This is a genomic window from Haladaptatus pallidirubidus (genome assembly GCF_020700235.1).
Taxonomy (GTDB): domain Archaea; phylum Halobacteriota; class Halobacteria; order Halobacteriales; family Haladaptataceae; genus Haladaptatus; species Haladaptatus pallidirubidus.
The window spans coordinates 308,485-333,633 of record NZ_CP085305.1; the positions used below are offsets into that span (position 1 = coordinate 308,485).

Here is a 25,149-nt window from a genome sequence, read left to right on the forward strand (position 1 = left end):
GTGCGATAACTCTTAAATCTGTGTACTACTGCGTTGTCTCGCCGTCATCGAGATTTCACCGATGGAAACATACTTGTCACAGCGTGTCACAAGTATTGCCATGACAATCGGCTTGCTCCCCGACCAACAGGTATCGCTCGTCACCCGAACTGCCCCGGAAATCCGTGACACTGCCGACCGGCCAGGGTCGATTCTCGTCCTCCCCATTGGAAGCGTCGAACAACACGGCGACCACCTTCCTGTTGTAACCGATAGCGCGCTCGCTACGGCGGTCGCCGCCGCGGGCGCGACGCGCCTCGCATCGGACGATCCCATTCTCATCGCCCCGCCAATCTGGAGCGGGTATTCGCCGCATCACCTCCCGTTCGGCGGCACGATAACCGCCGAATTCGACACCCTACTGGCGTTACTCGAGCAAGTGGCGGACTCGGCGCTCGAAAACGGATTCGACGCTATCCTCCTGTTGAACGGGCACGGCGGAAACAAATCGCTGGTCAGCAGCGCCGTGAGTACCATCGGCACCGACCATCCGGACTGCGAAGTGTTGGGTCTCACCTACTTCGATCTCGCCGAGTCGTTTATTGATGACATCCGTGAGAGCGAGACAGGCGGAATGGCCCACGGCGGGGAGTTCGAAACGTCGTTGATGCTGCATCTCCACCCCGGTCTCGTCCGCGAGGATCGAATGGAAGCGACGCACTGGGACGAACATTACGACCTCGGCGGACAGGATCTGCTCGATGGGGGAGCGCTTTCGGTGTACCGGTCGTTCGACGAGTACTCGAACACCGGAGCCATCGGAGCACCCGAACTCGCGAGCGCCGAGAAGGGTGAACGAATCCTCGAACGACTCGCCGACGAGCTCGCGGCATTGCTCGAAGAGATACACGCTAAAAACAAGTGACGGTCGATAAAGGTACGTCAGGAACGAAGCGACGCGATAGCTTCGATTTCGACTCGAATGTCGATGGGAAGTTCGACGACTTGAACGGCGCTTCTAGCCGGATACGGTTCGTCCACGTGTTCACCGTACACTTCGTTGACCGCCTCGTAGTCGCTCATATCGGTCACGAACACGGTCGTTTTGACCACGTCGGAAAGCGATAGGTCGGCGGCGTCCAGCACTGCCTCGATGTTCTGTAGGGTTCGTTCCGTCTGTACTCTCACGTCGTCGCTCACTATTTCGCCCGTTTCGGGGTGGACGGGACCCTGTCCGGAAACGTAAACGCGGTCGCCGTCGCGGATTCCCTGCGAGAACGGGCCGATGCTGGCCGGTGCCGAATCCGTGTGAATCTCTTCCATAAAAGAATGGTCGATATCAAACTTAGTAAAGATTAGGGTTATTTGCCGATATATAATTTTAGTTATTCGAAACTAAATGAGCCGTTCGCCGATTAGGGGTCTACGTCGAACAGTTCACAGACCAGTGAGAGATCGCGCTTCTCGATCACTACGTCGACAAGTGCATAATCGTCGGCATCAATGCGATCGTCGGGGTCGAAAAGGACGGCAATGCCGGCGACGTCGAATGCCTCGAGATCTGAGTGGGAATCACCGACGTACATGACAGCGTCAAGCGTGATATCTCTCGACTCGCATATTTGGGTCAGAACGTCGCCTTTGTCGAACGGACCGACTGCAGCGTCAACGTTGACTGGGGCTGACTCTTTATATTCAATATCGTTCGATCGTACAAACACAGGGTCAAAATCGCCTATCTGCCTGATAAGATCCGTTATACCACTGCTCAGGATGCCATACGGAATTTCTTGCTTCGAAAGAGTTCGTAGGAGCCTGTCTGCGCCTGTTGTTAGTTTAATTGCGTCACCGGCACGTTCAATATGTTCCCGTGTGGCACCCTGATTGCGCCAGTCTATTACATTACCGAAACACCATTCCTGAAACGTAAGTTCGTCGTCCCAGAAAGCTTCCGTACGCATTGCACCGCGCTCCTCGACTCCGAAGAGCCGATAGAGCAATCCCCAGCTCCCACGCTGTTCCGCAAGCGTCCCGTCGAAGTCGAACACGACGAGTTCCACGCCGGTCGCCGGGGGGAAGGACTGTTCAAAATCCCTGTGGTACCGAAGGGGGACGTCGGTCGCGTCGTGAAATTCGTCCTCCATCATGGCTTTGATATCTTTCCCATCACGACGGGACGGTCGGCACCGGTCGCGCTCGGTACGTTGTTCGGAACGCCGTCGATGCACGTCGCACCGAGAAGTGCAAACAGCAGCGCCTCCTTCTCATTAGCGTCAACGCCGAGTTCCCGAATTCGGTAGACGGGCGTGTCAAGGGCATCGCGCAGCATTTCGAGTAGCGTCGGATTGTACGCGCCACCGCCCGAAACGTACACTTCGTCGGGATACTGCGGGGAAAACCGGTCGTACGCGTCAGCGATTGACGCCGCGGTGAGCGCAGACGAGGTCGCTACGAGGTCGTCGTCGGAAAGGCCGCGCTTGCGTCCCGCTTCGATGAATCGCCGCGCGTGGTGAACCAACATCGGGGTCGAGGAACATCGGGGTCGAGGATTCGCTCGATGGAGTATTTCACATCCGCTGAGGTGAACTCTGATCCGTCGTGGAACGTCACATTTTCCTTCAGCGCGATGTCGTATGTCGTCTCATTATCGCGTAGCTTGTAGTCAGTCGCGAGAACTGGTTCAAGTTTGAGATTTTCATCAAGCGTAAACAGTCCCTCAACGACGTTGTCAAGAACCATCTGAGCCACGTCGATGGTTGTCGTATGCGGATCGAGGTTTTGCGGGTCGGCGGCGGCGGTAACTTCGAGCGTCCCGCCTTTCGGGATCTCGTCTGGTGTTGTTTTTGGCCCGTTGGCGTTTGATCCGTTGTCGCTCGTACAGCCAGCCAACAGGGTAGTGGTAACACTCGTGCCGAGACCTACCAAGAATTGCCGGCGCGCAGATGCAACTGCGCAGCTCTCGTTAAGGGCATCCATGTCCATGGTTACAAATTTCCTAATTCTACATAATTTTTTCTATTTCTTTTATAATTAATATATAAGTAAATTGTATATAAGTTGCGATGGGCGTGATACTCGCAATATCTCAGGTTAAATCAATATTATCCGCTAATCGGCTCGTTGATCCGGATTACAACCTCCAGGCACACAATCAATCCATTGCGGAGAGCCACCGTACCTGTTCTTCGCCCATAAGGCTGTGGTTGTAGATGTTGAGCGGGCCACCGCCAACGTCTCGAATCGCATCCGTCAACTCGTGGAACGCCGATTCGGTCGAGATAATCGACGGATCGAGCGTCACGGCGGCGTTCACTGATGCGTCGTACTGCTCGCGAACCGCCTCGACCCGCTCGACGGCGACGTCGAAATCCTCCGTGTAGCACATCGCGGTGACCGCGTCGAGGTGTTCGTCGATGCGGTCGGGACGAACGCCCGCTGGCCAGCCGTCGTCGGGATTAGGGCCGAAACCATCGGCCACGTAGTAGTTCAGCGGAACCTCCCCACTCGCGGCCGCGAGGTCGGTGACGAACCGTTCGATTACCGACGCTCTGAACGCGACGAGCGCGTCGAGCGTCGCGTCGCGTTCGATGAGGGTCGCGAACGACGGGGGCGAATGGTTCGGTCCCCGAAACGAGTCGCGGAGCAGCTCCCGAACTCGTTGTTCGACAGTATCCATATCGACGGGATGGTTCCGGGCAGCCGAACGACAACCCTCGCAGAAACACTGAGAGAGGAGGAATCGTTCGGTCGGCGTCGTGAGCACCTGCTCCTTCTGGTGGCCGAAGTTAGCTCCGTGGCCGTGGAAGACGTTCGGAAACCCGATTGATTCGAGGTCGATTCGCGAGACGTCGTAGTCTGCGAGCGAGGCAACGATTCCAGCGAAATACGTCCGAACCTCAGGGTGCGAGGGACAAAGTGAGTGGTCGTGGGCATCGCCAAATGCGCTTCGGACGCAGAACTCCGGATGTGCGGCCCCGAGACGGGAGTTGTGCAGACAGACCGTCCAGGCGTTGACGTCGATGTCGCGCCGAGCCGCGCTATTGACGATGGTCGCCAGCGCGTCCGTACGCCCGTTAACTTCGTTTATCCGAGGAGATATGGGAGTGTCCGTGAACATGTTGGGGTCGGGTGCGAAGTAGCATCCCCCGGGATACTGGGTGAAGCGGTCGTCGGGCGACCGGGGAACGAGCGTCTGCACGGAGTGGTAGTGGCTCGCCACGTTTAGTGCGTCGACACCTATGTCGGCAAGTCGCTCGAGTTCTTCGTCGAGGCCGCAGGAGTACAGCGCCCACGGGTAGCTCCAGACAGCCGTCATCTGTCGGTGCGGTGTCGTTCGACTGCTCGTTCGTCCACGCTGAAGCCCAATCCCGGTTCGTCCGGAACGGTCATCGAACCGTTCTCGATGGTGAGAGGGTTCTCAACAACGTACTCCTCCCACGCGTAGTACACCGAATCGGGGGCAAGGTTTATCGCTGGCGTCGTGGCGACCGTGTGGAGCATCGCAGCGGTCTTGACGCCGAGGTCGAACCCGCAGTGGTGCGAGAGGGAGACGCCCGCCTCCCTCGCCAGCCCGGCGAGTCGTTTCGCGTCCAGGATGCCGCCCGCAGGAACGAAATCGATTACGCCGACGTCGATTGCGTCCTGTCGAAGAAGATGGGAAAAGTTCCGCTCGAAGTACGTGTCTTCGTTGACCGCGACGGGCGTTCGTAGGCGCGAGCGAAGCTTCTCGTACGTCCCGTACGTGTCGATGCGAACCGGCTGTTCGAGATACTGAAGATAGATGCCGTCGTCTTCAAGCAGCGAGGCGGCACGAACAGTGTCCTCGAACGTCCAACCCTGATTGGGGTCGAGTCGAAACTCCAGTTCACCGTCCACCTCGTCGTGCATCGCCTTGATGCGTTCGACGTCCCGACGCCAGTCCGACCCCGCCTTCGTTTTCAGCGCGGTGAACCCGCGGTCTCTGGCGAACGCGGCGTGCTCGCGGGATTCCTCGGCGTCGAGCATCCCGAGGCAGAACGCGACTGAGACATCGCGCTTGATCGTCCCCCCGAGTAGTTCGGATACGGGCGCACCGAACCGTTTCCCGACCGCGTCCCACATCGCCGTCTTCACGGCACCGAGAAACGGATGTATCCTCGTGTACGGGAAGTAGAACGCCTCTCCGAACGACTGAATGTCGTCGACCGAGCGTCCGATTAACTCCGGCGCGAGAATATCGTCGATAATTGCTGTCGCGGCCGCTGGTGACCGCATTGGAACGAGGGTTTCCCCCCAACCGACTAGACCGTCGTCCGTTTCCAACCGAACGAGCAGTCGGTCGACGCTCTCGACGGCGTCGTGGTTACTATTGTACGGAGCGAGGCCAAACTCTTCGTCCAAGGATTTGACACCGACCGCTATCGGTATCGCCTCCAGTTCGGAGATTGCCATACTTGGTCAATGGGAACTGTGTATAAAAATTATTCCGTGATGTCATAGCACAATGGATGCAACAGAGTCCGTTACGAGTAGATGAGTTTCAACTCCACGACGTTGGACGCGTCACGCAGGCGTTCCGGAAGCTCTTCGGTGAACCGTCGATCTGACAGTCGCCCGGTCGGAGCCGATGCGCCGATAGCGCCGACGACCTGACCGCTCTCGTTTTTCACTGGGACGGCGACCGAGCGTGCACCCGCCACTCGCTCCTCGTCGTCGTAGGCGATTCCCCGTTCTCGCGTTTCGGTCAGCTCCGTTCGCAGGGCGTCCTCGTTGGCAATCGTCTGGTCGGTGTACGTCGGCAAGCCGTGGCGACGAACGATTTCGTCTACTCGCGTATCGGAGAGGTTAGCGAGAATCGCCTTGCCGAACGACGACGCGTGGAGATGAACGTGCGTCCCGGGCGTTGTCTCAAGCGGCACTGCGCCGTCGCTGGTGACGGAGTGCAGGAAAACCCCTTGTCCGTTCTCCTCGACGACGAGGCTAGCGACGCCTCCGACGTCATCGACTAGCTCCTCGAGTTCGGCCTTCGCGACGCGGTGAAGCTTGCGCAGGTCGCGGGTGTAGATGCCAAGCTGCAAAAACCGGAGACTTAGGCGGTACGTTTTGCCAGATTTGACGACGTAGCCCCGTTCCATCAGCGTACTCAGGTGGCTGTGGACGGTGCTGTCGGGGAGCTCTAGTCGATCGGCCAACGTCGTGAGCCGAGCACCGTCGAGTTCCCATAGCGTCTCGATAATGTCGAGAGAGCGCTGTGTCGCTTGCACCGGATTTTTCGCTTTGTAGGTCATTCGGGGTCGCTCCGATGTTAGGATTCTTTTCACAAATAGCCTTCCCTCGTTTTATCGGGTCGGAAAAATACGTCCGGCCGATACAGAATATCGTTACGAAAGGCGTTTTTCTAACGCGTGCCCGGTCGACAGGGTTAGTCGGCGGTCGTTGGTCGGTGGTCGATAGTCGGCAGTTCGTCGTTACTCGACAATCGGCGGTTCGTCAATGTCGTACAGTCGTTCGAGCAGCGTCTGGTCGAGGCCGGCCGTCAGTCCGCCGTCCACGACGAGTTCCGTTCCGGTTACGTAGCTCGACCGGTCGGACGCTAGAAACAGCGCGGCGTCGGCGACCTCCTCCGGTCGACCGAACCGACCGAGAGGGTACTGGTCGAACCACTGCTCCTGGAGCGCCTCGTCCCACTCTCGCTCCCGTTTTCGCGCGAGCGACGCCGATTGAATCGTCCCCGGACAGATGACGTTCGATCGGACACCGTACCGTCCGTACTGTGCGGCGACGACCCGCGAAAAGCCGAAAAGACCGCTCTTCGCCGCCGAGTAGCCGGTCAAGCCGATTCCCAGCAGTCCATTGACCGACGAGACGTGTATCATCGATCCGCCGTCCGAGGCAACCATGTGCGGAAGTGCCGCTTGCGAACACAAAAAATGGCTCGTGAGATTGAGCCGAAGCATGTCGCTCCACTCCTCCGCGTCGATTCGGTGAAGCGCTCCGTCTCCCCCAGACCCGCCAGCGTTGTTGACGAGCACGTCGAGACGGCCGTACCGTTCGACGACGGCGTCGACGACGGACTCGACGTCGGTTTCGTCGGTGACGTCGGTCTCGACGAAGGCGGCGTCACCGCTCTCAGCTTCGACCATCGAAACCGTCTCCTTGCCACCCTCCGCATCGACGTCGGCGACGACTATGGATGCCCCTTCCGCGCCAAACCGCGTCGCAATCGCGCGACCAATGCCGGAACTACCACCCGTTACGAGCGCTACCGATCCCGATAGCTGTCTTCCGTCCATGGCGATTCTAGATCATCGTATTTATTTAAAATTACGTGCACCCGAAATGGGTGAACTTTGGTTAGGGAAGGGGCGGACGAAGTTCCCTCCGAATCACGGTCGCGGCCGTCACGACTGTCATTCGTCTATCTCGACAACGAGCTGTTGGTTCTGACCCCGAAAGTAGAGATGATGGTGTTCCGAGGCGACGACCGTGCCGTCGATTTTGACTTGGATAATGTACTCCAGCAGCTTCGTTCGGTCTCGGAACTCGAACTCGCCATCGGCGTTCGTCGTCGTCGACGCGACCTTCGGAACACCCTGAAGGGGTATCTGGCGGAGCGTGACGTTCGCATTCGCGACGGGGTCGCCGGACTCGGTGACGACCGACCCTGCGACCGTTCCGTCGTCGTTTTCGTCGACGTATGCCGCCCCCGTGACGGTGGCGATGCAGATGACTACCGCCAGTAGCGTAAACCGGTTGAACAGCAGGCGCTTCCACGTGATCAGTTCCATCGCGAGTCGGACTAGTGGTGGGATTTTCATAGCTTAGGTTTTCATGCTGCCGAGGATGGCGCTTTTAATGAACTGTCGCTGCAACAGGAGGAAGACGACGAGTACCGGCAACAGCACCATGATGGCGAACGCGTACTGGAGGGCGAAGTTGCCGGACATCTGGCTCTGGAACTCCGCGAGTCCCAGCGGAAGCGGCGTGTACTGCGCGTCTTTGACCACGACCAACGGCCAGAGATACGAATTCCACGAGAAGATAAACGAGAGGATGACGGTCGTCGCGAGCGCGGGCTTCGACAGGGGCCAGTACACGCCGAACAGGATGTATAGTTCCGATGCGCCGTCGAGTCGCGCAGCCTCCGAGAGCGCGTCGGGAATCGAAGTGAACGCGTCGTGCAGGACAAGGATGTTGACGATGCTCATCGCGACCACGATTGCGAGCCCCGTGTAGGAGTTGACGAGTCCCAGCTTCTGCGTGATGAGGTAGTCCGGGAGGAAGATGGTTTGGAACGGAATCATCATCGCGGTGAGGATGAACCCCCAGACGTACTTCTTGCCGTAGAAATCCATCGACAGGCCATAGGCCGCCAGCGAACAGAACAGCAACTGACTCGCGACGGCGATGCCCGTCACGATGAGGCTCGTCGCGAAGTAGCGCACGAACGGGATGGCGTGCCACACTCTGACGAAATTGTAGAGGCTCGGGTTCTCAATCGCCAGCGACGGCGTGCCGGCGTACAGTGAAGCGGCCGGCCACGTTAACGCGACCTTCAGGAGCCAGTAAAACGGGAACGCGAACAGCAGCCCGATACAGAGCGTTACCAGGAACAAACCGGTTCGGCGGTAGAACTCCATCGGGTCGTCTCGGTACGCCGCGACACCTTTCGTGAGGGCGAAGTCGCTTCGGGAAAGGTAATCGTTGATTTTCATAGGTGGCTGCTCCGTTGGAGGTTGCGGCCGATGAGCGCGACGACGACGGCGAGGGCTATCATGACGACACTCAGGGCGGCCGCGTAGCCGAAGTTACCGTGCAAGAACGCCTGTTTGTAAATCCACGTCAGAAGGATTTCCGTCCCGTTCCCGGGGCCGCCGTTGGTCAGGACGAGGATGAGATCGAACAAGCGGAACGAGATCACGATTCCGACGAGCATGCAGACGCCGATGGTGGACTTCAACAGCGGAAGCGTGAGGTAGAGGAATCGCTGCAAGCGGGTCGCACCGTCTATCTTCGCGACTTGATACACCTGCTCCGGAATCGTCTGGAGGCCCGCAAGCAGGATGACGATGTAGAAGCCGACCGTCTTCCAGACTTGGATGGCGAAGATAGCGACCAACGCCCACGTCGAGTCACCAAACCACGAGATGTTCGATTCGATTACGCCGAGCTGGAGCAGGAAGTAGTTGATGACGCCGCCGTCCGTCTTGAACATGTACTGCCAGATGACCGCGATGGCGACCATCATCGTGATGTACGGGAGGAAGAACAGCGACCGGAACGCGTTGTTACCGGGAAACTGTTGATTGAGCAGTATCGCGATACCGAGTGCGATGGCGATGGAGACGGGAATCGTCGCGAAGAGAACGACCGTGTTGAATAGGCTCTGGAAGAACACCGGGTCGTTCGCTAACTGCTGCCAGTTCGCCAGCCCGACGAAGCTGAACTCGCCGGTGTAGCTCATCTCGCTGAACGAGAGATAGACGTTGTATCCGAGCGCGAGGTACTTGTACAGCACCAGCCAGAGCAGAACAGGCGACAGAAGCAGTCCGGCTTTCACCGTTCGTTGCCCCTTCTTCGAGAGATTTCGGTAGCCGACCGCCGTTCCGACGGCGTGGCCGGTTTCGGCTATTCTTGATATCATTCGATACGTGTTACCTCTTGCCGGGAATACTTTAGTTTTTCTCGTGGTATAGTAAGATGCTCGGGGAACGAGGGCGGACGAAATCGGTTACAACGGGAACGTCGTCACCCGTTTAGCGCCTGGTTGATCTGCTGTTCGGCGGTGTTTATCGCCTCGTCCACGGATTTTTCGCCCAGCGCGGCCGCCGAGAACTGTTTGTCGATGGTTTGGGACATCTCGCTGGACGCTTCGATGAGCGGAGGCACCCATACATCCGCGCTGACGGCGTCCCACAGTTTGTATATTTCCACGAGCAGCGGATTCTCCTCGACGAACTGCGAGTCGTTCTGTAGTTCCTTCACCGCCTGCTTGTGCGGCACCAGCACCGTCGTGTTGCGGAGGAAATCCTTCTGCCATTTTTTGTTGACGATGACGGAGATGAAGTCGAACGACGCTTCGTGCGCCTTCTCCGATGTCTTCGGTTTGACGGCGCCGAGTCCGTGCATCGTCATCGGCCCGCCGTATCGGCCGTTTCTCGGTGCGCCGCCGAGAACGACCGAATCCTCGGAGACCCAATCGCTCCCTGTGTTTTGCACTAATCGCAAGGCGGACGTCGAGCTGTAGAACATCGCCGTGTCCCCTGCGCCGAACTGCTCGGCGGCCGGTTTCCACTCGCCGGTCCACGACACCTCCGGAATGACGCCCTTCTCTGTGAGTTCGCGAAACCGTGAAAGTATCTCCCGCGTCCGATTGGTGTTAAACGCAGCTTTCGTTCCGTCATCGTTGAGAACGTCGATACCTTCGCTCTGGAACCAGGGCCACAGCTGCCAGTCATAGCGGATGAACGTGAGGCCGAATTTGGCTCCGGAGTTCTCGACGAGTTGTTCCGCCGCGTCGAGGTAGTCCATCGTTGAGTAGAAATTGTCCGTCGTCGGCGGGTCGAGATCGGTCTCGTCGAACCACTTCTTCCGGGAGTACGTTGCCATCGAACCCATGTAGAACGGCATCTGGACGAGTTTATCGTCGTAGGTCATCACCTCGATCAGCTTGTCGTAGTATTTCCCGAGGAACTCCTCGTCTGCGAACTGGTTCAAGTCCACCCAAATGTCGTCCTTCGCATACCGGGTGTACGTCGTCATTTGGGTGTCGAATATGTTGACGGGGTCATCGCTCTGCAGCCGAGACTGGAAGTACGAGAGGACGTCTCCGGTCGCCGGTCCGCGGTCTGTCCACTCGGCTTCGAGTCCGTCGTACTTATCGCCATACTCCTTTTTGAACTGGTCCATCCAGCCGTTGATTGACTCCTCGAGGAACGGGAGATTCCACGTGTACAGTTCGATCGGGTCTTTCAGTTGGTCTGAACCATCGTTGCCACCGATGCACCCGGCGAGTCCGGCAAGAGCGGCACCACCGGTCGCCGCCAGTATCTGGCGGCGACTGGAATGGAAGCTAGTCGGCCGAGTCGAATCTTCCGGCATGGTATCATCTGCCATTGGGAGAGGATATATATTTACCGTATAGTTACAATAACATAAGTGGAGAATTATATTTTCGATTCGGTGAGCGCTACTAACTCCGGTAAATAAGAGTGGCCGGGAGTTCACTCCGAAGTTTGATGCCGTCCGAGTTTCGCCTTGTCGATATCGACCTAATCCCGATTCTTGCGAGACGGCGATGATACTGTCTTTGACAACGCGTGGGTCGTGGATAACGTCGGCTTCCCGCGAGTAGTTAGACGGCGTCCATCGGGAGGTAGAATTCCGTTGACGGGGTGTAGTATCGTCGCGATACGAATCCCGAGATCGAATGCTAGTGGTGGACGACCGGATCCCCCCGCATCCTCGGCGATTTCGACGAACTTTCTGACGGCGCGTTGTCACGCTCGCCATTTCCATACGAATGCCATCGACGGTGGAACTAAAACTGCCAACGGGTGTATCCTCGAACTCGGCCGCGCTATCGGAGTTCTGGAAACACGTGATTCTCGAACGCTTCGATAGTGCGGTACGGATCACCGCAGTGCGAGCCGACGAGGACGCGGGTGACGCCAGCCTCCTCGAGCCGTCGAATGTCGGCCACGAGTTCGTCCGGGTCGTCGGTGATGTTGTGGCCGTCACGGATCTCCTCGTCGGATAGCTCCGCGAGCCGCGTATCGGCGACGCGCTGGATGGAACGCGGGTCGGGGTTGCCAAGTTCGGTGTCGTCGGGAACGTGCTCCCCTCGTTCGCGGATTTCGGCGACCAGGTCGTCCGGGTTGCCGACGTTCGCCGCGAACTCCGTCGTTACGTCCCGGTTCGCGAACTCCCGTCCGGCGTCCTCCAACCCCCTCCGATAGTTCGGAATAATGTGCTCTTCGATCTGCTCCGCGGGCGCGGCGGTGAGCAGGTGGTCTGCATGGCGTCCCGCCTTCCGGCAGGATTTCGGACCCCAAGCGGCCCAGTGGATAGGAATGTCCGATTTCGGTCGGGTATACAGTTTGAGCTGATCGTACTCGAAATGGTTCCCCCGGTGAAAGATGTAGGAGTCCGACGTCCAGAGGGATTCCATCACGTCGAGCGCTTCGACGAGCATCACCGACCGCTTAGACCAGCTCGGCCACCCACCATCGAGGAAATGGGATTCATTGAGCGCTTCGCCAACGCCGACGCCGAGGTTGAATCGACCGGGATACATGTTGTCGAGCGTCGCGATACCTTGTGCAAGAAGGGGCGGACGGTAGCGAAGCATCGGACAGGTGACCGAGGTTCCAACCGGGACGTCCGGGATTTCAGCCATCAGGGTCCCGAACCACGGGAGCATGTGGTGGGTAAACGGCCGAGAGTCGATCCACGGCATGAAGTGATCGCCGATCCAAATTCCCTCGAACCCGGCGTCGACGGCCTTTTTGGCGAGCTCGACGTCCGCTCGCGGCTCGCGGAAACAGCCGTAAACGTTGTAGTGAATCTCCAGACCCATACGGAACTGCAACGGACAGCTACGATATAAAATTCGGGGTGTGTGAGGCGTTATAAATTCAGTTGGGAGGGGAACTCGCCGTCCCCATCGGACGGCGCTTCCGGCGTTTGAACGGCGACTCCGGTGTCGGGATCGAACACGTGCAACTGGGATTCCGGAAATCGCACGGTAATCTCCTGTCCCTCCGAAACGAGCGTTCGCCCATCCACGCTCGCGATGTACGTCTCGTCCCCGAGCGTAAAATACAGGAGTCGTTCCTTTCCCAGCGGTTCGACGACGGTGACGGTGACGGTGATTCCGTCCGGAGTGTCAGGTTCCGCGAGTTGGATAGACTCCGGACGAACCCCAACCAACACGTCTTCACGTTCGGCGTCCCATTCTTCGCGAAAGGTTCCCGACGTCTCGTAATCGAATTCCGGATGCTCGAAGACGACGCCGTCCTCGCGAACCGACGCGGACATCCGGATGAAGTTCATCGACGGACTGCCGATGAACCCCGCGACGAAGACGTTCGCCGGTTCGTAGTACGCTTCGAGCGGCGTCGCTATCTGCTGGAGCTCCCCGTGGTTCATAATGGCGATTCGGTCGCCCATCGTCATCGCCTCCGTCTGGTCGTGCGTGACGTAGAGAGTGGTGACGTCGAGTTCCGACTGAAGTTGCTGGATTTCGGTTCGCATCGTCGTCCGAAGCTTCGCGTCGAGATTCGACAGCGGTTCGTCCATCAGAAACACTTTCGGATCCCGGACGATGGCGCGGCCGAGCGCCACGCGCTGTTGCTGGCCGCCGGAGAGTTCGTTCGGCATTTTCTCCAGCAGTTCCTCAATGCCCATGATAGTTGCCGCATGATCGACGCGCTGTTCGATCTCTTCGTCGGAGAGTTCGCCCCGCATTCGCAGCCCGAACGACATGTTCTTTCTGGCCGTCAGGTGCGGGTACAGCGCGTAGTTCTGAAACACCATGGCGACGTCACGGTTCTTTGGTTTGACGTCGCCTATCGGCGTATCGTCGACGTAGATTTCGCCGTCCGATAGCTCCTCGAGACCCGAGAGGAGCCGCAAAATCGTCGATTTCCCGCTTCCCGACGGACCGACCAGTACGATAAACTCTCCGTCCTCGATGTCGATGGATACGTCGTCGACGGCAACGATTCCATCGTCACCCTCGGAACTGAAGACCTTCCTGAGTCTGTCAAGAGTTAACGATGCCATGCTTTGATTTCGAGACGCGTCCTGAATATACTTTACGTCTGTAACGGTCGTTTCTAAACCGTGACAGAATATCTTGTTTTTCGTCTCGAATGAGTAGGCGAAGTCCGATTTACAGCCACGATTTCAGCGATGCTGAACTCCGTTACTGAAAGCGGCTGTTAGTATCTGGCGAATATCCGTTACAGTACTAGATTTGTAATTTATTACCGCTCGAACCGTGATACATCATCGAATATCGTCGGTAAAAATCGACCAAAAAGCGGATGAGACCGACGATGTAAACCAATACGGCGGAGAACGAATCCCAGAATCGAAAAGGAATGGCACCGACGCGCTCCGCGAGGTATCACCACGCACACGGTTCAGTATCACGGAAGTTCATTGCGTACTTGACGACAGTGTACCGGGACTCTCGACATCACTGATTACCGTTGAACGGCGACGCGCATCCCAATATCAATCTACCTATCTATATTATTTAAAATTTCGAATGATTTATAACAATTAAACTGCTATCGGATGTCATGCCATTCGATAACAGCAGTCCGTCCCGCGAACGCGCCGAGAGTACAACCACCCGCCGCATGTTCGTTCGGTCGGCCAGCGCCGCTGGCGTGGTATCGATGGTTCCGGGATTGGCCTCCGGGGACGGGCGGACAACCGATACCGATTATCGGTCACGGGTCGTTCAGGAAACGCTCACGGATCTCTCCGACAGAGAGAAAGTCGGTCAGATGGTGATGGCGCTGATGAACCCGACGGATGACGGTCAGCCGTCATCGGAAGCTGAAGCGGTCGTGAAAGATCTCAAAGTCGGTTCGGCGATGGTCGAACACATCGACACTCCGGCGCACACAGCAGAATTTAACAATCAACTGCAGCGCTGGGCGTCCGAGACGGAGTCCGCGCTTCCGTTGTTCGTCGGTGCTGACTTCGAGTTCGGTACCGCCCACAGCGTCGGCGACCTGCGAGATGACCAGACGACGCAGTTCCCGCGGAACATGAACCTCGGAGCGCTCCGCTCCAAACGAGCGGCGGCCGATTCCGCGACCATCACGGCGACGGAAGCCCGAGCGATGGGCTATCACTGGGGATTCGCCCCGGTCGCGGACGTCAACACCAACCCGTCGAACCCGGTTATCGGCATCCGGTCGTTCGGCGGGGATACCGATTTGGCGTCAAGCCTCACCGCCGCACAGGTATCAAACTTCCAAGCCGGCGGGCGCGGTATCGTTGCCACCGCGAAGCACTTCCCCGGGCACGGAGACACTCACGTCGACTCTCACACGGGTCTACCGGTTGTCTCGTACGATCGGGAAACCCTCGAAAACGTCCATCTTCCCCCGTTCGAGGCCGCCATCGACGCCGGGGCCGACGCCCTCATGACCGCCCACATCGTCGTCGAAGCTATCGACCCGGAACGACCGGCGACGCTCTCGCCGCCGGTTCTCACCGGTCTCCTCCGCGACGAACTCGGCTTCAACGGTCTCATCGTCACCGACGCGATGTCGATGCAAGCGATAACGGACATCTGGGGGCAAGACCGCGCGGCGGTTCTCGCGGCGAAGGCGGGCGCGGACGTCGTCATGTCCATGGGTGACTACGAGACACACGCGAAAACCGTCGATGCGCTGTACGATGCCGTACAAATCGGCGAGCTCTCCATGGAGCGCGTCGAGGAGGCGGTTGCCCGGGTTCTCGAAACGAAGATGAAATATGGCCTGCTGTCGCGAGGCGGGGAACGACGGAGCGGTCGGATATACGTTGAACCCGAGCGGGCCACCCATCGCACCGGAATGGTTCCGCATCGTCGGCGCGCCGCGGAGATCGCTCGCGACTCCATGACGCTCGTCAAAAACGAGGACGTCCTTCCGTTCGACGACGAAACGAACGCGACGACGCTCGTCGCCGGTGTCATCCACACCGATGTCATCGCGTCGGCCGTTCGAGATACCGCTACCGGCGATGTCGTCTCGTGGCAATCGAGCCAGTGGCGCGATAAGGATCCGACCGACGAGGAGATAGACCAAGCGGCGACGCTCGCGGCGGACGCGGATCGCGTCCTCGTCGCCACGTACTCCGCGTCCGACCTTCCCGAGGGACAGGCCCGGCTCGTCGATGCGGTACGTGACACCGGAACGCCCACAGCGGCGGTGTCCGTCGGTCTCCCGTACGATATCGCATCGTACCCCGATGTCGATGCGTATCTCGCGTCGTACGCGCTCGACCGGTGGGCGCAGTTGAACGTATCTGCGCTGGAGGCCGCAGTGGATGTCGTTTTCGGCGTCGAACCGAGGGGAGCGCTCCCAGTCAGAATAGACGGTCACTACCCGTACGGTCACGGACTCCGGTACGAGAACGAGTAGACGAACCACACCTCCGTTTCCGACACATCGGTGCAAAGATTTATAGTCTATTAACATGATTTATTTTTCATGGTAGACGGTAACAATACCGAGTCGACTAGTGTAGATGCCAGCCGGTCAGTTCCTTCGACGAGGAGAGGATGGCTACAGGCTACCGTAGCAGGAGCGATCGGAACCGTATTCGGGACAACGGGATTGCTAGGTAGCCAGAGCGCCGCGTCGGCCGCACGATCCACGGGAGCACAATCGTCAGAGGGAAGTTGCCAGTCGGTGAGACTCGGCGTCGAAACCCTCGTTCGAGAACGAACTGCTTTCCTCGACGGTGATCGACTGGGTCTGATTACCAATCCTTCGGGCACGGACAGCGAATTGCGTTCGACCATCGACCTGCTGTACGAGCACGAATCGTTCGACCTCCGGAAGCTGTTCAGTCCCGAGCACGGAATTCGCGGCAACGCCGAGGCGGGCGAGGAGGTCGGTGACACGGTCGACGAGAAGACCGGGCTTCCGGTCACTAGCCTCTACGGGGACAATCGGAAACTGCAGCCGGAGATGATCGATGACATCGATACCGTCCTCTTCGACATTCAGGACGTCGGTGCTCGGTTTTACACATACATCTACACCCTCGCCTATGCGATGGAAACCATCGGTGGGACCGATAAACGTATTGTCGTCCTCGACCGGCCGAATCCGATTGCCCCGCTCGAACCGACGGGGAGTCGGATCGACGAGGAGAATGCCTCGTTCATCGGTGATTATCGCCTTCCCATCGTTCACGGAATGACCGTCGGCGAACTCGCGCAGTACTTCAACAACGAGTTCGAGATGGGGGCTGACCTGGAAGTCGTTCCGATGCGCGGATGGCGACGAAACAGTTGGCACGACCAAACCGGATTGCCGTGGGTGCCGCCGTCGCCCAACATGCCGACGTTGGAGACGGCGACGATATACCCGGGAATGGTGTACTTCGAAGCGACCACCCTCTCCGAAGGTCGCGGGACGACGAAACCATTCGAATTTATCGGTGCACCGTGGATCGACGCCCAGGAGTGGGCGAGTTCTCTGAACGAATTGAATCTCCCCGGTGTTCGCTTCCGCCCAATTTGGTTCACCCCTACGTTCGACGACCACGAGGGAGACACCGCGGCGGGCGTGCAGATACACGTTCGCGACCGCAACACCGTTCAACCCGTTCGAGTCGGGCTAGCGATGCTGATATCTGCGTTCCTCTCCTATCCGGAGAGCGACTGGCTAACGTGGGGCGACACCTACGCAATTGACAGTCGAGCGAACGGAAGCCAACTCAGGAAAACCATCGAGGACGCCGACCCCGACACAGATCCACTGGCGTTGGCCGATCGTATTCGAAGCGAGTGGTCTGACGATTTGGACGAGTTCCGGCGGATTCGAAGGCAGTATCTCCTGTACGGCGGCCCGCGTCGCTAGTAGGTTGCGTTCCGCGTCGGCTTACTGTCTATGATGATTCATCGATCGTCGTTTTTGCATTCTCGTTTTTTCAGGTAGTCGTTAGAAATACTCCCGAGTTCGGTACGCTGTGACGTTTGATATTGTGGAAGACCCACAATAAATATCAACGTTAACGGTAAATCGAGATGACGTATAATGCGCCGGTTCGCGGCTACAAACGCGGAAATACTCACGAACGACACGCTTGCCACGTTGGAACGGATTGCAGGTGTATTAGAATAGCAAATATAACACCACAAGCGGCGTTTAGCGAAAGCAGCGTCGTTTACTGGTACGAATCTTTCTGCGCATCCTTTCACGTAATACTGCTATACTGTTCATAATTGAATGTTGAGATTGCATATGGAATACATAATTTAAATGGTATTGTTCGAACAGACGAAAGATGTCGCTAACCACTTACCGATACTTATCCACGATTTGACCGTCACAAGCGATGAATGAGAGGACGGATTCGTTGTGGCTGTGATCACACGAGACGAGAGACATTCTTTACAACGTTAGTACTGTAATAGGATTGTTTCAAATACAGTGAGTGAGTGTGACACGGATCGTTTAGCAATGCAAAACGGACGAAAGCTAGCTGTATGAGAGATTGATGCTGATGACGTTCGCGGCCCGCATGACCATATCGGAAACGGTTGATTCCAGGTGTTCGCTGCGCATCCTGCTCGCGGGACCAGCAACGCTAACGGCCCCACGAACGGTGCCGTCGTTCGTGATAACCGGTGCTGCGACGCACCGAATCCCTTCGGCTCGTTCTTCCATGTCGAGTGCGTACCCCTGCTCGCGAATCTGTTCCAAATCATCGAAGAGTTCCTCGCGCGACGACACGGTGTGTTTCGTGCTCGGTGCGAGGCCGTGTTCGTCGATGATTGCTTCGACGCGGTCTCTCGGCATATGCGCGAGGATGGCCTTCCCGAGTCCCGTCTGATGCAGATAGACGCGAGAGCCGATGCCCGTATCGAGCGACAGAGCGTTTTCTCCCTCCGCGCGATAGAGATAGATACCGCGGCCATGCTCTTCGACGAGAATGTTACCGAGTTCGCCCGTTTCCTCGGCGAGTTTGTCCACTTCCGGCATCCCTACCTCGTAAATTTTGTGCTTATTTTTTATCTGTTCGCCAAACTCGAAGAATCGAAGTCCCAATCGGAATCGGTTACCGTCTTTCACGACCAGTTCGTTTTCTTCGAGCGTCGTCAAGTGATTGTGAACCGTCCCCTTCGTAATATCGAGGTGGTTCGAGAGTTCGGTTACTCCCGCGCCATCCAGTTCGGCTACCTTTTTGAGAATTGTGGCGGTGGTTTCCACGGCCTTTACCGGGTTTTTTGCGCGTCCCATGTCACTTGAGGGGAGAGCCAGCTACAAAAAAGTTGTTTAGCAATTCTAAACGTATCGATACTCTAACTCCATCATTGTTTACGCGCTAGAGACTGAGTAGAAATGCGTTCCTGAGCCCCGAGATGCAGTATCAACCGAGTTTTCGACGTATGGCTTTCGTTCGTCGCGGACTATTTACTGAAATCGGTTTAGCGCGGCTAAACGCGATGACGAGCGAAGTTCGGCGAAAGCTTTTACATGTGGTGTCTCAGATACTCCTGTGCCGAATATGGACTATGAACTAGATGGAAATGTAGCTCTCGTTACAGCATCGAGCAGCGGTCTCGGAAAGGCGTCGGCGAAAGCCCTCGCGGCAGAGGGCGCGAACGTCGTCATCAACGGTCGAAACGAGGAACGCCTCGCGGAGGCTGAAGAAGACATCCGAGCCGTCGCCGAAGGTGATATTCTCGCCGTCCAAGGCGACCTGACGAACTACGAAGATATCGAACACCTCGTCGAACGCACAGTCGAGGAGTTCAACGGAATCGACCACCTCGTAACCAACGCCGGCGGCCCACCGAGCGGCTCCTTCATGGAAATGAACGACGAGGACTGGTACGGTGCGTTCGACCTCCTCGTAATGAGCGTCGTTCGCCTCGTCCGCGAGGCGGCTCCGTACCTCCGCGAGGACGGCGGTGGCACCATCGTTACGATTACCTCTCGAAGCGTCAAAGAGGCGATTCCGTCGCTCGTTCTTTCGAACGCCGTTCGCATGAGCGTCATCGGTCTCGAAAAAACACTTTCGAAGGAACTCGCACCGGAAGTCCGTTCGAATGCGGTTCTCCCGGCGCCGCACGAGACGGCTCGCCAGCAGGAACTCATTCAGGCCGCCGTTGATAGAGGAGAGTACGACAGCTACGAAGAGGGTCTCGACACGAAGGGCGACATCAACCCGCTCGGCCGTATTGGCGACCCGATGGAGCTCGGCGACACCGTCGCCTTCCTCTCCTCGGAGCAGTCGAGTTTCATCAACGGCGTCGCCGTCCCGATCGACGGAGGGCAGGGCGCGTCCAACCTGTAGCCATGACACGACTAGCACGAACAATCGACGGTAGACCCATGCTCGGCGACGATGACGGATTCGTTCCGCTCTCGTCCGCCGACCCATCACTCACTTCGGTTCGAGACGCCCTTCCGCTTGCCGCCGCGGGCGACTTGCCGACGCCGGACGAGGCGTCTGCGCGCCGCGTTCCCGAACAGCACCTTTCGTTTGCCGCGCCGCTCGAACGCCCCGGGAAACTGTGGGGTATCGGGCTGAACTACGCCGACCACGCATCGGATTTGAACGAAGACAGTCCTACGGAGCCGGCGAGTTTCATGAAACCCGCGACGACGGCCACCGGCCCCGAAGGCTCAATCCGACTGCCGCCGAGCGATATCACGAACCGCGTTACCGCGGAGGCAGAACTCGCACTGGTAATCGGTCAGACGTGTTCCGACCTTACCGAAGACGAAGTCGATGATGTCATCGCCGGATACGTCCCCGTCATCGACATGACGGCGGAGGATATCTTGGAGCGGAATCCGCGCTTTTTGACCCGGTCGAAGAGCTTCGACACCTTCCTCGTCTTCGGTTCGTCAATGGTCACAACCGACCGGGTCGGTTCGATCAGCGAACTGTCGGTGCGAACCGTCGTCAACGAGGAAGTCGCCGCGGAAAACCAGATTCGAAACATGATGGCGTCGCCACGCGAACTCGTGGCGTTCCATTCGAAAGTTATGACGCTCGAACCGGGAGACGTCATTTCGACTGGGACGCCCGGTGCGAAACACATCGTTCCCGGCGACAGCGTCAGGGCCGAGGTCGAACGCGTCGGCACCGTCAGTTCGGATGTGGTCGGATGACTCGATTCGGACGTCACTTCATCGTCAGAAAGATTTTAGACATCCCGTGCGCCAAGATAACACACCACCCATGAAAATAGCAGAAGTAGAGAGCTTTGCCGTATCGATTCCGCTGAAAGAACCCGTCGCCTTCGCGACTCGCGTCGTCGAGGAGCGCGACCACGCCATCGTATACGTCCGAACGGAAGACGGCACCGAGGGCGTGGGATACACGCTCGGCTACGGCGGCGCAGATGTCGTCGCGCAGGCCGTCGAGAGCGTTCTCGCGCCGATGGTCGAGGGCGAAGACCCCCGAGATACGTCGCGTCTCTGGCGCGAGATGTTCGACGGCACGGTGCAAATCGGCCGAAAGGGCGTGATGGTGCGGGCCATCTCCTGCATCGACACCGCGCTTTGGGACATCAAGGCGAAGGCCGCCGGAATGCCCCTGTACAAACTGCTCGGCGGGCACGCCGACGAAGTTCCGGCGTACGCAAGCGGCGGCTACTACCGCGAGGGGAAAGGTCTGGACGGCCTCCGCGAGGAGATGGAAACCTACGTCGACCGGGGTCACGACGTCGTCAAGATGAAGGTCGGTCGGAAGTCGTTGGAGGAGGAAGTCGAACGAGTGCGCGTCGCCCGCGAAGCCATTGGCCCGAACCGAACGCTCCTCATGGACGCGAACGGAAAGTGGAAGAACAAACAGGAAGCCGTCCGCGCCTGCCGCGCGTTCGAGGAGTACGATCCGTACTTCATCGAGGAACCGGTGATGCCGGACAGCCTCGACCTCTACCGAGAGGTCAACGAGTCGCTCGATTACGCCGTCGCAGGCGGCGAACTGGAGTTCAACCGTTACGGTTTCGCCGACTTGCTCCGCGAGAACGCCGTCGAGGTCATCCAACCCGACGTGACGGTCGTCGGCGGCGTCACCGAGTGGATGCGCGTCGCCGACATGGCTGCGTGCCACGACATTCCAGTCGCACCGCACTACAACTGGGATCTGCACATCCAACTGCTCGCTGCCATCGAAAACGGCCTCTGGATAGAGTACTTCTACCGCGACTCGGACGTGAAGGCGTTCGACGACGTGCTAACGTACCCGGTCGAGCCAGAGGACGGCATGATACAACTTCCACAGCGCCCCGGCCACGGCGTCGAACTCGAACGGGACGCCCTCGAAGAGTTCCGAATCTGAGTGTCTGGGAAGAAGGATTTGGAATTTGCAAACGCGGTTACAGTTTGTACCGTTCGCCGACGGATAGTTCGGTAATAGTTGGCGCGTTTTCTCCCGCCCGGTCTGCGAGTTCGACGGCAAACTTCTCGACCTCGTCGCTTCCCGGGACGTAGTGAACCGGAATCACGGTTTCGACGTCCAGCCACCCGGCGACAACGGCGGCGTCGCGGGGGGGAAGGGGTGCGAGGTCGCCTGGTGCGCTCCCTACAGGTAGCATTACGATGTCCGGCTCGTTCAGTTCGACGAACAGTTCGAGGTCGCTAAACAGCGACGTGTCCCCGGCGTAGTAGAGGCTCGCGTCGGAAAAGTCGAACTGAAACCCGAGCGGCATCCCCGACAGTCGCTGGCCGTCCGATTCGAAGTAGGAGAGGTGGCGGGTTTCGAGAACACGCACCTCCACGCCGAACAGTTCGAACGCGTTTCCCCAAATGACTCGTTCGACGTTGGGTTCAGGAACACCCTCGGTCACGAGGTGGTCGGCGACCGCGGGTTCAGTGTAGACCGTTGCACCCGACTCTACCGCGATTTCGACGGTATCCCCGAGGTGGTCGTAGGCCCCGTGCGTGACGAAGATTGCGTCCGTATCCTCGAACTCCGACACCGTAACGTCGGTCCATTCGGGTTCGACGACCCACGGGTCGACGAGTATTCGAACGTTTCCATCCGTTACTTCGAACGACGATAGGCCGTAGTACGTGAGACTGGGTGGTGCTGCTGCCGACATAGCTACCCCTCTTTTCCCCGGTTACAATACTGTTCCGACGTAAACTGACCTGAACACTTTTATGAGGTGCCGATAAACGGGTTGCTACAGCACATGACCAAGAACGTCCTACTGACGGGTGCGTTCGGCCGTGTCGGCACGGCCATCATCGACCACCTCGCAGACCGCGAAGAGTACGAGTTTACGTACCTCAATCGGTCGGAACGCGAGGAGTACGACACGTTCATCGCGGATGTCTCGAACTACGAGGAGATGCGTCCGGCGTTCGACGACCAAGACGCAGTAATTCACCTCGCTGGCTACCCGGAAACCGACGGTACGTGGGAACAGATACTACAGAACAATATCATCGGAATGCAGAACGCGCTCGAAGCCGCCAAAGACGCGGGCGTGCCGAAGTTCATCTTCGGCTCCACCAATCACGTCGTCGGCATGTACGAAGTAGAGTTCGCGCCTGAACTGTACGAGCCGGACTTCGACCTGCTGGTCGACCAAGATTCGCCCCGGCGTCCCGACTCCTACTACGGAACGTCGAAATCGTTCGACGAGGATCTGGGTCGGTACTACGTCGAGAACTACGACTACCCTGAACAGTTCTACGCGCTCCGAATCTGCTCGGTTCGCCACGAGGAGTACGACCATCCCTACGGCGATGCCGAACACGGCGCTGACGAAGGAAAGTGGAAGCGCGACAGCCCGGAGTATGAACTGAAAGTCGCCCGGATGAAGGCAATGTGGCAGTCCCGTCGTGACCTCGCTCAACAGGTCGATTGTTGCTTGCAAGACGACGACGTAGAGTTCGACGTGTTCTTTGGCGTCAGCGACAACGACCGCCGCTGGTTCAGCATCGAGCACGGACGGGACGTTATCGGCTACGATCCCCAGGACAATGGCGAGGAATGGGACGCGCCGCCGGAGGGGAACTAAATGGCGGAAAAGCTGCTACTCGACGTCGACCCCGGAATCGACGACGCCCTCGCCGTTTTGATGGCGCTCGGAAACGACGACGTCGAAGTTGTCGGTCTCACGACGGTCATGGGAAACACGACCATCGAGAACACGACGAAGAACGCCCTCGCGCTATTGGAATTCGTCGATAGAACCGACGTTCCGGTTGCAAAGGGTGCGGGTCGTCCGTTCACGGACGAACTCGTGATGGCCGAGTACGTCCACGGCCCCGGCGGGGTGCCGGAAACTGTTCGTGAGGCGCTTCCGGAACCGTCCACTGAGCCGATAGAGCGGCACGCCGTCGATTTCATCCTCGAACAGGCGCGCGAACACGGCGACGACCTCACCATCGCCGCCGTCGGCCCACAGACGAACGTCGCATTGGCGATGGCACTCGACCCGACACTTCCGGATACGGTCGCGGACATCTACCAGATGGGTGGCGCGCTGAAGACGACGGGGAACGTGACGCCGCAGGCGTCGTTCAACTTCTACGTCGATGCCGCCGCCGCTGCTCGCGTCGTTCAGGATGGTTGGCCAACCGTCGTCGGTCTCGACGTAACCGAACCCGCGTACCTCCCGCCGGAATCACAGGAACGCTTCCGCGGTCGAGGGCCGTTCGGCGACGTGGTCGCGGACATCCTCGAATACAAGGCGCAGGGGCCGGACGGAACAGTCGCCGAGGGCGGTTCTATCACGAGCGACGCGGTAGTCTTGGCCGGTATCCTCGGCGACCCCCTGACGTACGAAGAGGCGTACGTGGAAATCGATACGACGGGCGGGCCGTCGAACGGCGCGACCATCTACGACGAACACGGCGTCTACGAGAAATCACCGAACTGTACCGTCGCGCTCGATGTGGACATCGAGCGCTGTCGCGAGGTCATCATGTCGAACTTGGAAGGGCTATTGCCCGAGGAAGATGCATGAATCGAATACTCGCCGTCGTCAAACCGACGGAAACTGACTTGGAACTGCTCGAAGAGGCTGGCGTGGTCGCCGCGGCCACAGGCGTCGAGGTCGTCGTGCTCGCGCTCGTATCGGAGGGAAGCGAGGATGTGTCGGTGGATGCGATACGACAGTGGGACGGCTTCGACGATAACACCGACGAAACGGCAGAGACCGTCCACCGATTTGCGGAGCACCTCGGGAATCAAATTCTCGACCCTCTGGGGGTCGAGTATCTCCCAATTGGCGAACGAATCGAAACCACTCGACCGTCGAGTAAGATTATCGACGTCGCGGAAAACCATGACTGTGACCATGTCTACGTTACCAACCGAGGGCGATCGCCGACGGGAAAGGCGTTGTTCGGTGATACGGCCCAGTCGGTTATCCTGAACTTCGACGGGTTCGTCACGGTACGGACTGTGTAGCGGTGATGATAAACGTAAAAACACGAATCTCGCATTGGGATGTAAGATAACGAACCGCGTAGA

At 58.3% G+C, this 25,149-nt stretch carries 25 protein-coding genes; 9 read left to right on the forward strand and 16 right to left on the reverse strand.

Annotated elements, in window-relative coordinates:
- Positions 1-100: 100 nt before the first annotated feature.
- Positions 101-904, forward strand: a complete 804-nt coding sequence (locus LIX15_RS28360) for a creatininase family protein (protein WP_227778154.1) — start codon at positions 101-103, stop codon at positions 902-904.
- Between the two features lie 17 nt (positions 905-921).
- Here LIX15_RS28360 and LIX15_RS28365 read toward each other — a convergent pair whose 3' ends face one another.
- The 14 genes from LIX15_RS28365 to LIX15_RS28430 all read right to left on the reverse strand — a co-directional run bounded on the left by LIX15_RS28365 (position 922) and on the right by LIX15_RS28430 (position 13,743).
- Positions 922-1,302 (reverse strand): RidA family protein, encoded by a 381-nt coding sequence (locus LIX15_RS28365; protein WP_227778155.1) that lies wholly within the window; start codon positions 1,300-1,302, stop codon positions 922-924.
- Positions 1,303-1,394: 92 nt separating this feature from the next.
- Positions 1,395-2,039 (reverse strand): HAD family hydrolase, encoded by a 645-nt coding sequence (locus LIX15_RS28370; protein ID WP_227778156.1) that lies wholly within the window; start codon positions 2,037-2,039, stop codon positions 1,395-1,397.
- Positions 2,040-2,122: 83 nt separating this feature from the next.
- Positions 2,123-2,500, reverse strand: a complete 378-nt coding sequence (locus tag LIX15_RS28375; protein WP_227778157.1) for an anhydro-N-acetylmuramic acid kinase — start codon at positions 2,498-2,500, stop codon at positions 2,123-2,125.
- Positions 2,428-2,955 carry an ABC transporter substrate-binding protein gene (locus LIX15_RS28380; RefSeq protein ID WP_227778158.1) on the reverse strand — a complete coding sequence of 176 codons (528 nt, stop codon included), beginning with the start codon at positions 2,953-2,955 and terminating at the stop codon, positions 2,428-2,430. The genes LIX15_RS28375 and LIX15_RS28380 overlap by 73 nt, the downstream gene beginning before the upstream one ends.
- A 175-nt stretch (positions 2,956-3,130) precedes the next feature.
- The gene (locus tag LIX15_RS28385) at positions 3,131-4,294 is read right to left on the reverse strand and encodes an alpha-amylase family protein (RefSeq protein ID WP_227778159.1); all 1,164 of its coding nucleotides are present in this window, start codon (positions 4,292-4,294) and stop codon (positions 3,131-3,133) included.
- Positions 4,291-5,409, reverse strand: coding sequence for a mandelate racemase/muconate lactonizing enzyme family protein (locus LIX15_RS28390; protein WP_227778160.1), 1,119 nt, complete (start codon positions 5,407-5,409; stop codon positions 4,291-4,293). Before LIX15_RS28390 ends, LIX15_RS28385 begins: the two co-directional genes overlap by 4 nt.
- 71 nt (positions 5,410-5,480) lie before the next feature.
- Positions 5,481-6,245 carry an IclR family transcriptional regulator gene (locus tag LIX15_RS28395; RefSeq protein ID WP_227778161.1) on the reverse strand — a complete coding sequence of 255 codons (765 nt, stop codon included), beginning with the start codon at positions 6,243-6,245 and terminating at the stop codon, positions 5,481-5,483.
- A gap of 180 nt (positions 6,246-6,425) precedes the next feature.
- Positions 6,426-7,250 carry an SDR family NAD(P)-dependent oxidoreductase gene (locus LIX15_RS28400; RefSeq protein ID WP_227778162.1) on the reverse strand — a complete coding sequence of 275 codons (825 nt, stop codon included), beginning with the start codon at positions 7,248-7,250 and terminating at the stop codon, positions 6,426-6,428.
- A 117-nt stretch (positions 7,251-7,367) separates the two neighbouring features.
- Positions 7,368-7,775 (reverse strand): carboxypeptidase-like regulatory domain-containing protein, encoded by a 408-nt coding sequence (locus tag LIX15_RS28405; RefSeq protein ID WP_227778163.1) that lies wholly within the window; start codon positions 7,773-7,775, stop codon positions 7,368-7,370.
- 3 nt (positions 7,776-7,778) lie between these two features.
- Entirely contained in the window at positions 7,779-8,672 is an 894-nt protein-coding gene (locus LIX15_RS28410) for a carbohydrate ABC transporter permease (protein ID WP_227778164.1), read from the reverse strand.
- Positions 8,669-9,601, reverse strand: coding sequence for a carbohydrate ABC transporter permease (locus LIX15_RS28415; RefSeq protein ID WP_227778165.1), 933 nt, complete (start codon positions 9,599-9,601; stop codon positions 8,669-8,671). Before LIX15_RS28415 ends, LIX15_RS28410 begins: the two co-directional genes overlap by 4 nt.
- Before the next feature lie 104 nt (positions 9,602-9,705).
- Positions 9,706-11,073 (reverse strand): extracellular solute-binding protein, encoded by a 1,368-nt coding sequence (locus LIX15_RS28420; protein ID WP_227778166.1) that lies wholly within the window; start codon positions 11,071-11,073, stop codon positions 9,706-9,708.
- 463 nt (positions 11,074-11,536) lie between these two features.
- Complete coding sequence (locus LIX15_RS28425) at positions 11,537-12,535, reverse strand: LLM class flavin-dependent oxidoreductase (RefSeq protein ID WP_227778167.1); 999 nt, start codon at positions 12,533-12,535, stop codon at positions 11,537-11,539.
- Positions 12,536-12,585: 50 nt separating this feature from the next.
- Positions 12,586-13,743 (reverse strand): ABC transporter ATP-binding protein, encoded by a 1,158-nt coding sequence (locus LIX15_RS28430; protein WP_227778168.1) that lies wholly within the window; start codon positions 13,741-13,743, stop codon positions 12,586-12,588.
- A 524-nt stretch (positions 13,744-14,267) separates the two neighbouring features.
- Between LIX15_RS28430 and LIX15_RS28435 the strand changes: the two genes are divergently transcribed.
- Together LIX15_RS28435 and LIX15_RS28440 are read left to right on the forward strand one after the other, a co-directional pair.
- Entirely contained in the window at positions 14,268-16,109 is a 1,842-nt protein-coding gene (locus LIX15_RS28435; protein WP_227778169.1) for a glycoside hydrolase family 3 protein, read from the forward strand.
- 69 nt (positions 16,110-16,178) lie between these two features.
- On the forward strand, positions 16,179-17,558 hold the full coding sequence (locus LIX15_RS28440; RefSeq protein ID WP_227778170.1) for an exo-beta-N-acetylmuramidase NamZ family protein: 1,380 nt from the start codon (positions 16,179-16,181) through the stop codon (positions 17,556-17,558).
- A gap of 621 nt (positions 17,559-18,179) precedes the next feature.
- On the opposite strand, the gene LIX15_RS28445 is transcribed toward LIX15_RS28440, so the two are convergent.
- Positions 18,180-18,941: an IclR family transcriptional regulator gene (locus LIX15_RS28445; protein ID WP_227778171.1), complete on the reverse strand. Its 762-nt coding sequence runs from the start codon at positions 18,939-18,941 to the stop codon at positions 18,180-18,182.
- Positions 18,942-19,209: 268 nt separating this feature from the next.
- On the opposite strand from LIX15_RS28445, the gene LIX15_RS28450 reads away from it, so the two are divergent.
- The 3 genes from LIX15_RS28450 (at position 19,210) to LIX15_RS28460 (ending at position 21,999) form a co-directional block, all read left to right on the forward strand.
- Entirely contained in the window at positions 19,210-20,001 is a 792-nt protein-coding gene (locus LIX15_RS28450; RefSeq protein ID WP_227778172.1) for an SDR family oxidoreductase, read from the forward strand.
- Positions 20,002-20,003: 2 nt separating this feature from the next.
- Positions 20,004-20,825 (forward strand): fumarylacetoacetate hydrolase family protein, encoded by an 822-nt coding sequence (locus LIX15_RS28455; protein ID WP_227778173.1) that lies wholly within the window; start codon positions 20,004-20,006, stop codon positions 20,823-20,825.
- 70 nt (positions 20,826-20,895) lie between these two features.
- The gene (locus LIX15_RS28460; RefSeq protein WP_227778174.1) at positions 20,896-21,999 is read left to right on the forward strand and encodes a mandelate racemase/muconate lactonizing enzyme family protein; all 1,104 of its coding nucleotides are present in this window, start codon (positions 20,896-20,898) and stop codon (positions 21,997-21,999) included.
- 37 nt (positions 22,000-22,036) lie between these two features.
- On the opposite strand, the gene LIX15_RS28465 is transcribed toward LIX15_RS28460, so the two are convergent.
- A complete protein-coding gene (locus LIX15_RS28465; RefSeq protein WP_227778175.1) occupies positions 22,037-22,762 on the reverse strand; it encodes a metal-dependent hydrolase in 726 nt (241 codons plus the stop codon).
- A 93-nt stretch (positions 22,763-22,855) separates the two neighbouring features.
- Between LIX15_RS28465 and LIX15_RS28470 the strand changes: the two genes are divergently transcribed.
- The 3 genes from LIX15_RS28470 to LIX15_RS28480 are packed head-to-tail and all read left to right on the forward strand — an operon-like array spanning position 22,856 to position 25,086.
- Positions 22,856-23,689, forward strand: coding sequence for an NAD-dependent epimerase/dehydratase family protein (locus tag LIX15_RS28470; RefSeq protein WP_227778176.1), 834 nt, complete (start codon positions 22,856-22,858; stop codon positions 23,687-23,689).
- Entirely contained in the window at positions 23,690-24,640 is a 951-nt protein-coding gene (locus LIX15_RS28475; protein WP_227778177.1) for a nucleoside hydrolase, read from the forward strand.
- Entirely contained in the window at positions 24,637-25,086 is a 450-nt protein-coding gene (locus tag LIX15_RS28480; RefSeq protein ID WP_227778178.1) for a universal stress protein, read from the forward strand. The genes LIX15_RS28475 and LIX15_RS28480 overlap by 4 nt, the downstream gene beginning before the upstream one ends.
- Positions 25,087-25,149 lie beyond the last annotated feature (63 nt).

Excerpts from the sequence above, each read along its gene's own strand:
- LIX15_RS28475 (WP_227778177.1), top strand. The coding sequence starts at position 23,690 with ATGGCGGAAAAGCTGCTACTCGACGTCGACCCCGGAATCGACGACGCC.
- LIX15_RS28480 (WP_227778178.1), top strand. The coding sequence starts at position 24,637 with ATGAATCGAATACTCGCCGTCGTCAAACCGACGGAAACTGACTTGGAA.
- LIX15_RS28360 (WP_227778154.1), top strand. The coding sequence starts at position 101 with ATGACAATCGGCTTGCTCCCCGACCAACAGGTATCGCTCGTCACCCGA.
- LIX15_RS28425 (WP_227778167.1), bottom strand. The coding sequence starts at position 12,535 with ATGGGTCTGGAGATTCACTACAACGTTTACGGCTGTTTCCGCGAGCCG.
- LIX15_RS28420 (WP_227778166.1), bottom strand. The coding sequence starts at position 11,073 with ATGGCAGATGATACCATGCCGGAAGATTCGACTCGGCCGACTAGCTTC.
- LIX15_RS28365 (WP_227778155.1), bottom strand. The coding sequence starts at position 1,302 with ATGGAAGAGATTCACACGGATTCGGCACCGGCCAGCATCGGCCCGTTC.
- LIX15_RS28400 (WP_227778162.1), bottom strand. The coding sequence starts at position 7,250 with ATGGACGGAAGACAGCTATCGGGATCGGTAGCGCTCGTAACGGGTGGT.
- LIX15_RS28460 (WP_227778174.1), top strand. The coding sequence starts at position 20,896 with ATGAAAATAGCAGAAGTAGAGAGCTTTGCCGTATCGATTCCGCTGAAA.
- LIX15_RS28415 (WP_227778165.1), bottom strand. The coding sequence starts at position 9,601 with ATGATATCAAGAATAGCCGAAACCGGCCACGCCGTCGGAACGGCGGTC.
- LIX15_RS28465 (WP_227778175.1), bottom strand. The coding sequence starts at position 22,762 with ATGTCGGCAGCAGCACCACCCAGTCTCACGTACTACGGCCTATCGTCG.
- LIX15_RS28405 (WP_227778163.1), bottom strand. The coding sequence starts at position 7,775 with ATGAAAATCCCACCACTAGTCCGACTCGCGATGGAACTGATCACGTGG.
- LIX15_RS28375 (WP_227778157.1), bottom strand. The coding sequence starts at position 2,500 with ATGTTGGTTCACCACGCGCGGCGATTCATCGAAGCGGGACGCAAGCGC.
- LIX15_RS28455 (WP_227778173.1), top strand. The coding sequence starts at position 20,004 with ATGACACGACTAGCACGAACAATCGACGGTAGACCCATGCTCGGCGAC.
- LIX15_RS28435 (WP_227778169.1), top strand. The coding sequence starts at position 14,268 with ATGCCATTCGATAACAGCAGTCCGTCCCGCGAACGCGCCGAGAGTACA.
- LIX15_RS28440 (WP_227778170.1), top strand. The coding sequence starts at position 16,179 with ATGGTAGACGGTAACAATACCGAGTCGACTAGTGTAGATGCCAGCCGG.
- LIX15_RS28390 (WP_227778160.1), bottom strand. The coding sequence starts at position 5,409 with ATGGCAATCTCCGAACTGGAGGCGATACCGATAGCGGTCGGTGTCAAA.
- LIX15_RS28380 (WP_227778158.1), bottom strand. The coding sequence starts at position 2,955 with ATGGATGCCCTTAACGAGAGCTGCGCAGTTGCATCTGCGCGCCGGCAA.
- LIX15_RS28410 (WP_227778164.1), bottom strand. The coding sequence starts at position 8,672 with ATGAAAATCAACGATTACCTTTCCCGAAGCGACTTCGCCCTCACGAAA.
- LIX15_RS28395 (WP_227778161.1), bottom strand. The coding sequence starts at position 6,245 with ATGACCTACAAAGCGAAAAATCCGGTGCAAGCGACACAGCGCTCTCTC.
- LIX15_RS28445 (WP_227778171.1), bottom strand. The coding sequence starts at position 18,941 with ATGGGACGCGCAAAAAACCCGGTAAAGGCCGTGGAAACCACCGCCACA.
- LIX15_RS28430 (WP_227778168.1), bottom strand. The coding sequence starts at position 13,743 with ATGGCATCGTTAACTCTTGACAGACTCAGGAAGGTCTTCAGTTCCGAG.
- LIX15_RS28470 (WP_227778176.1), top strand. The coding sequence starts at position 22,856 with ATGACCAAGAACGTCCTACTGACGGGTGCGTTCGGCCGTGTCGGCACG.
- LIX15_RS28450 (WP_227778172.1), top strand. The coding sequence starts at position 19,210 with ATGGACTATGAACTAGATGGAAATGTAGCTCTCGTTACAGCATCGAGC.
- LIX15_RS28385 (WP_227778159.1), bottom strand. The coding sequence starts at position 4,294 with ATGACGGCTGTCTGGAGCTACCCGTGGGCGCTGTACTCCTGCGGCCTC.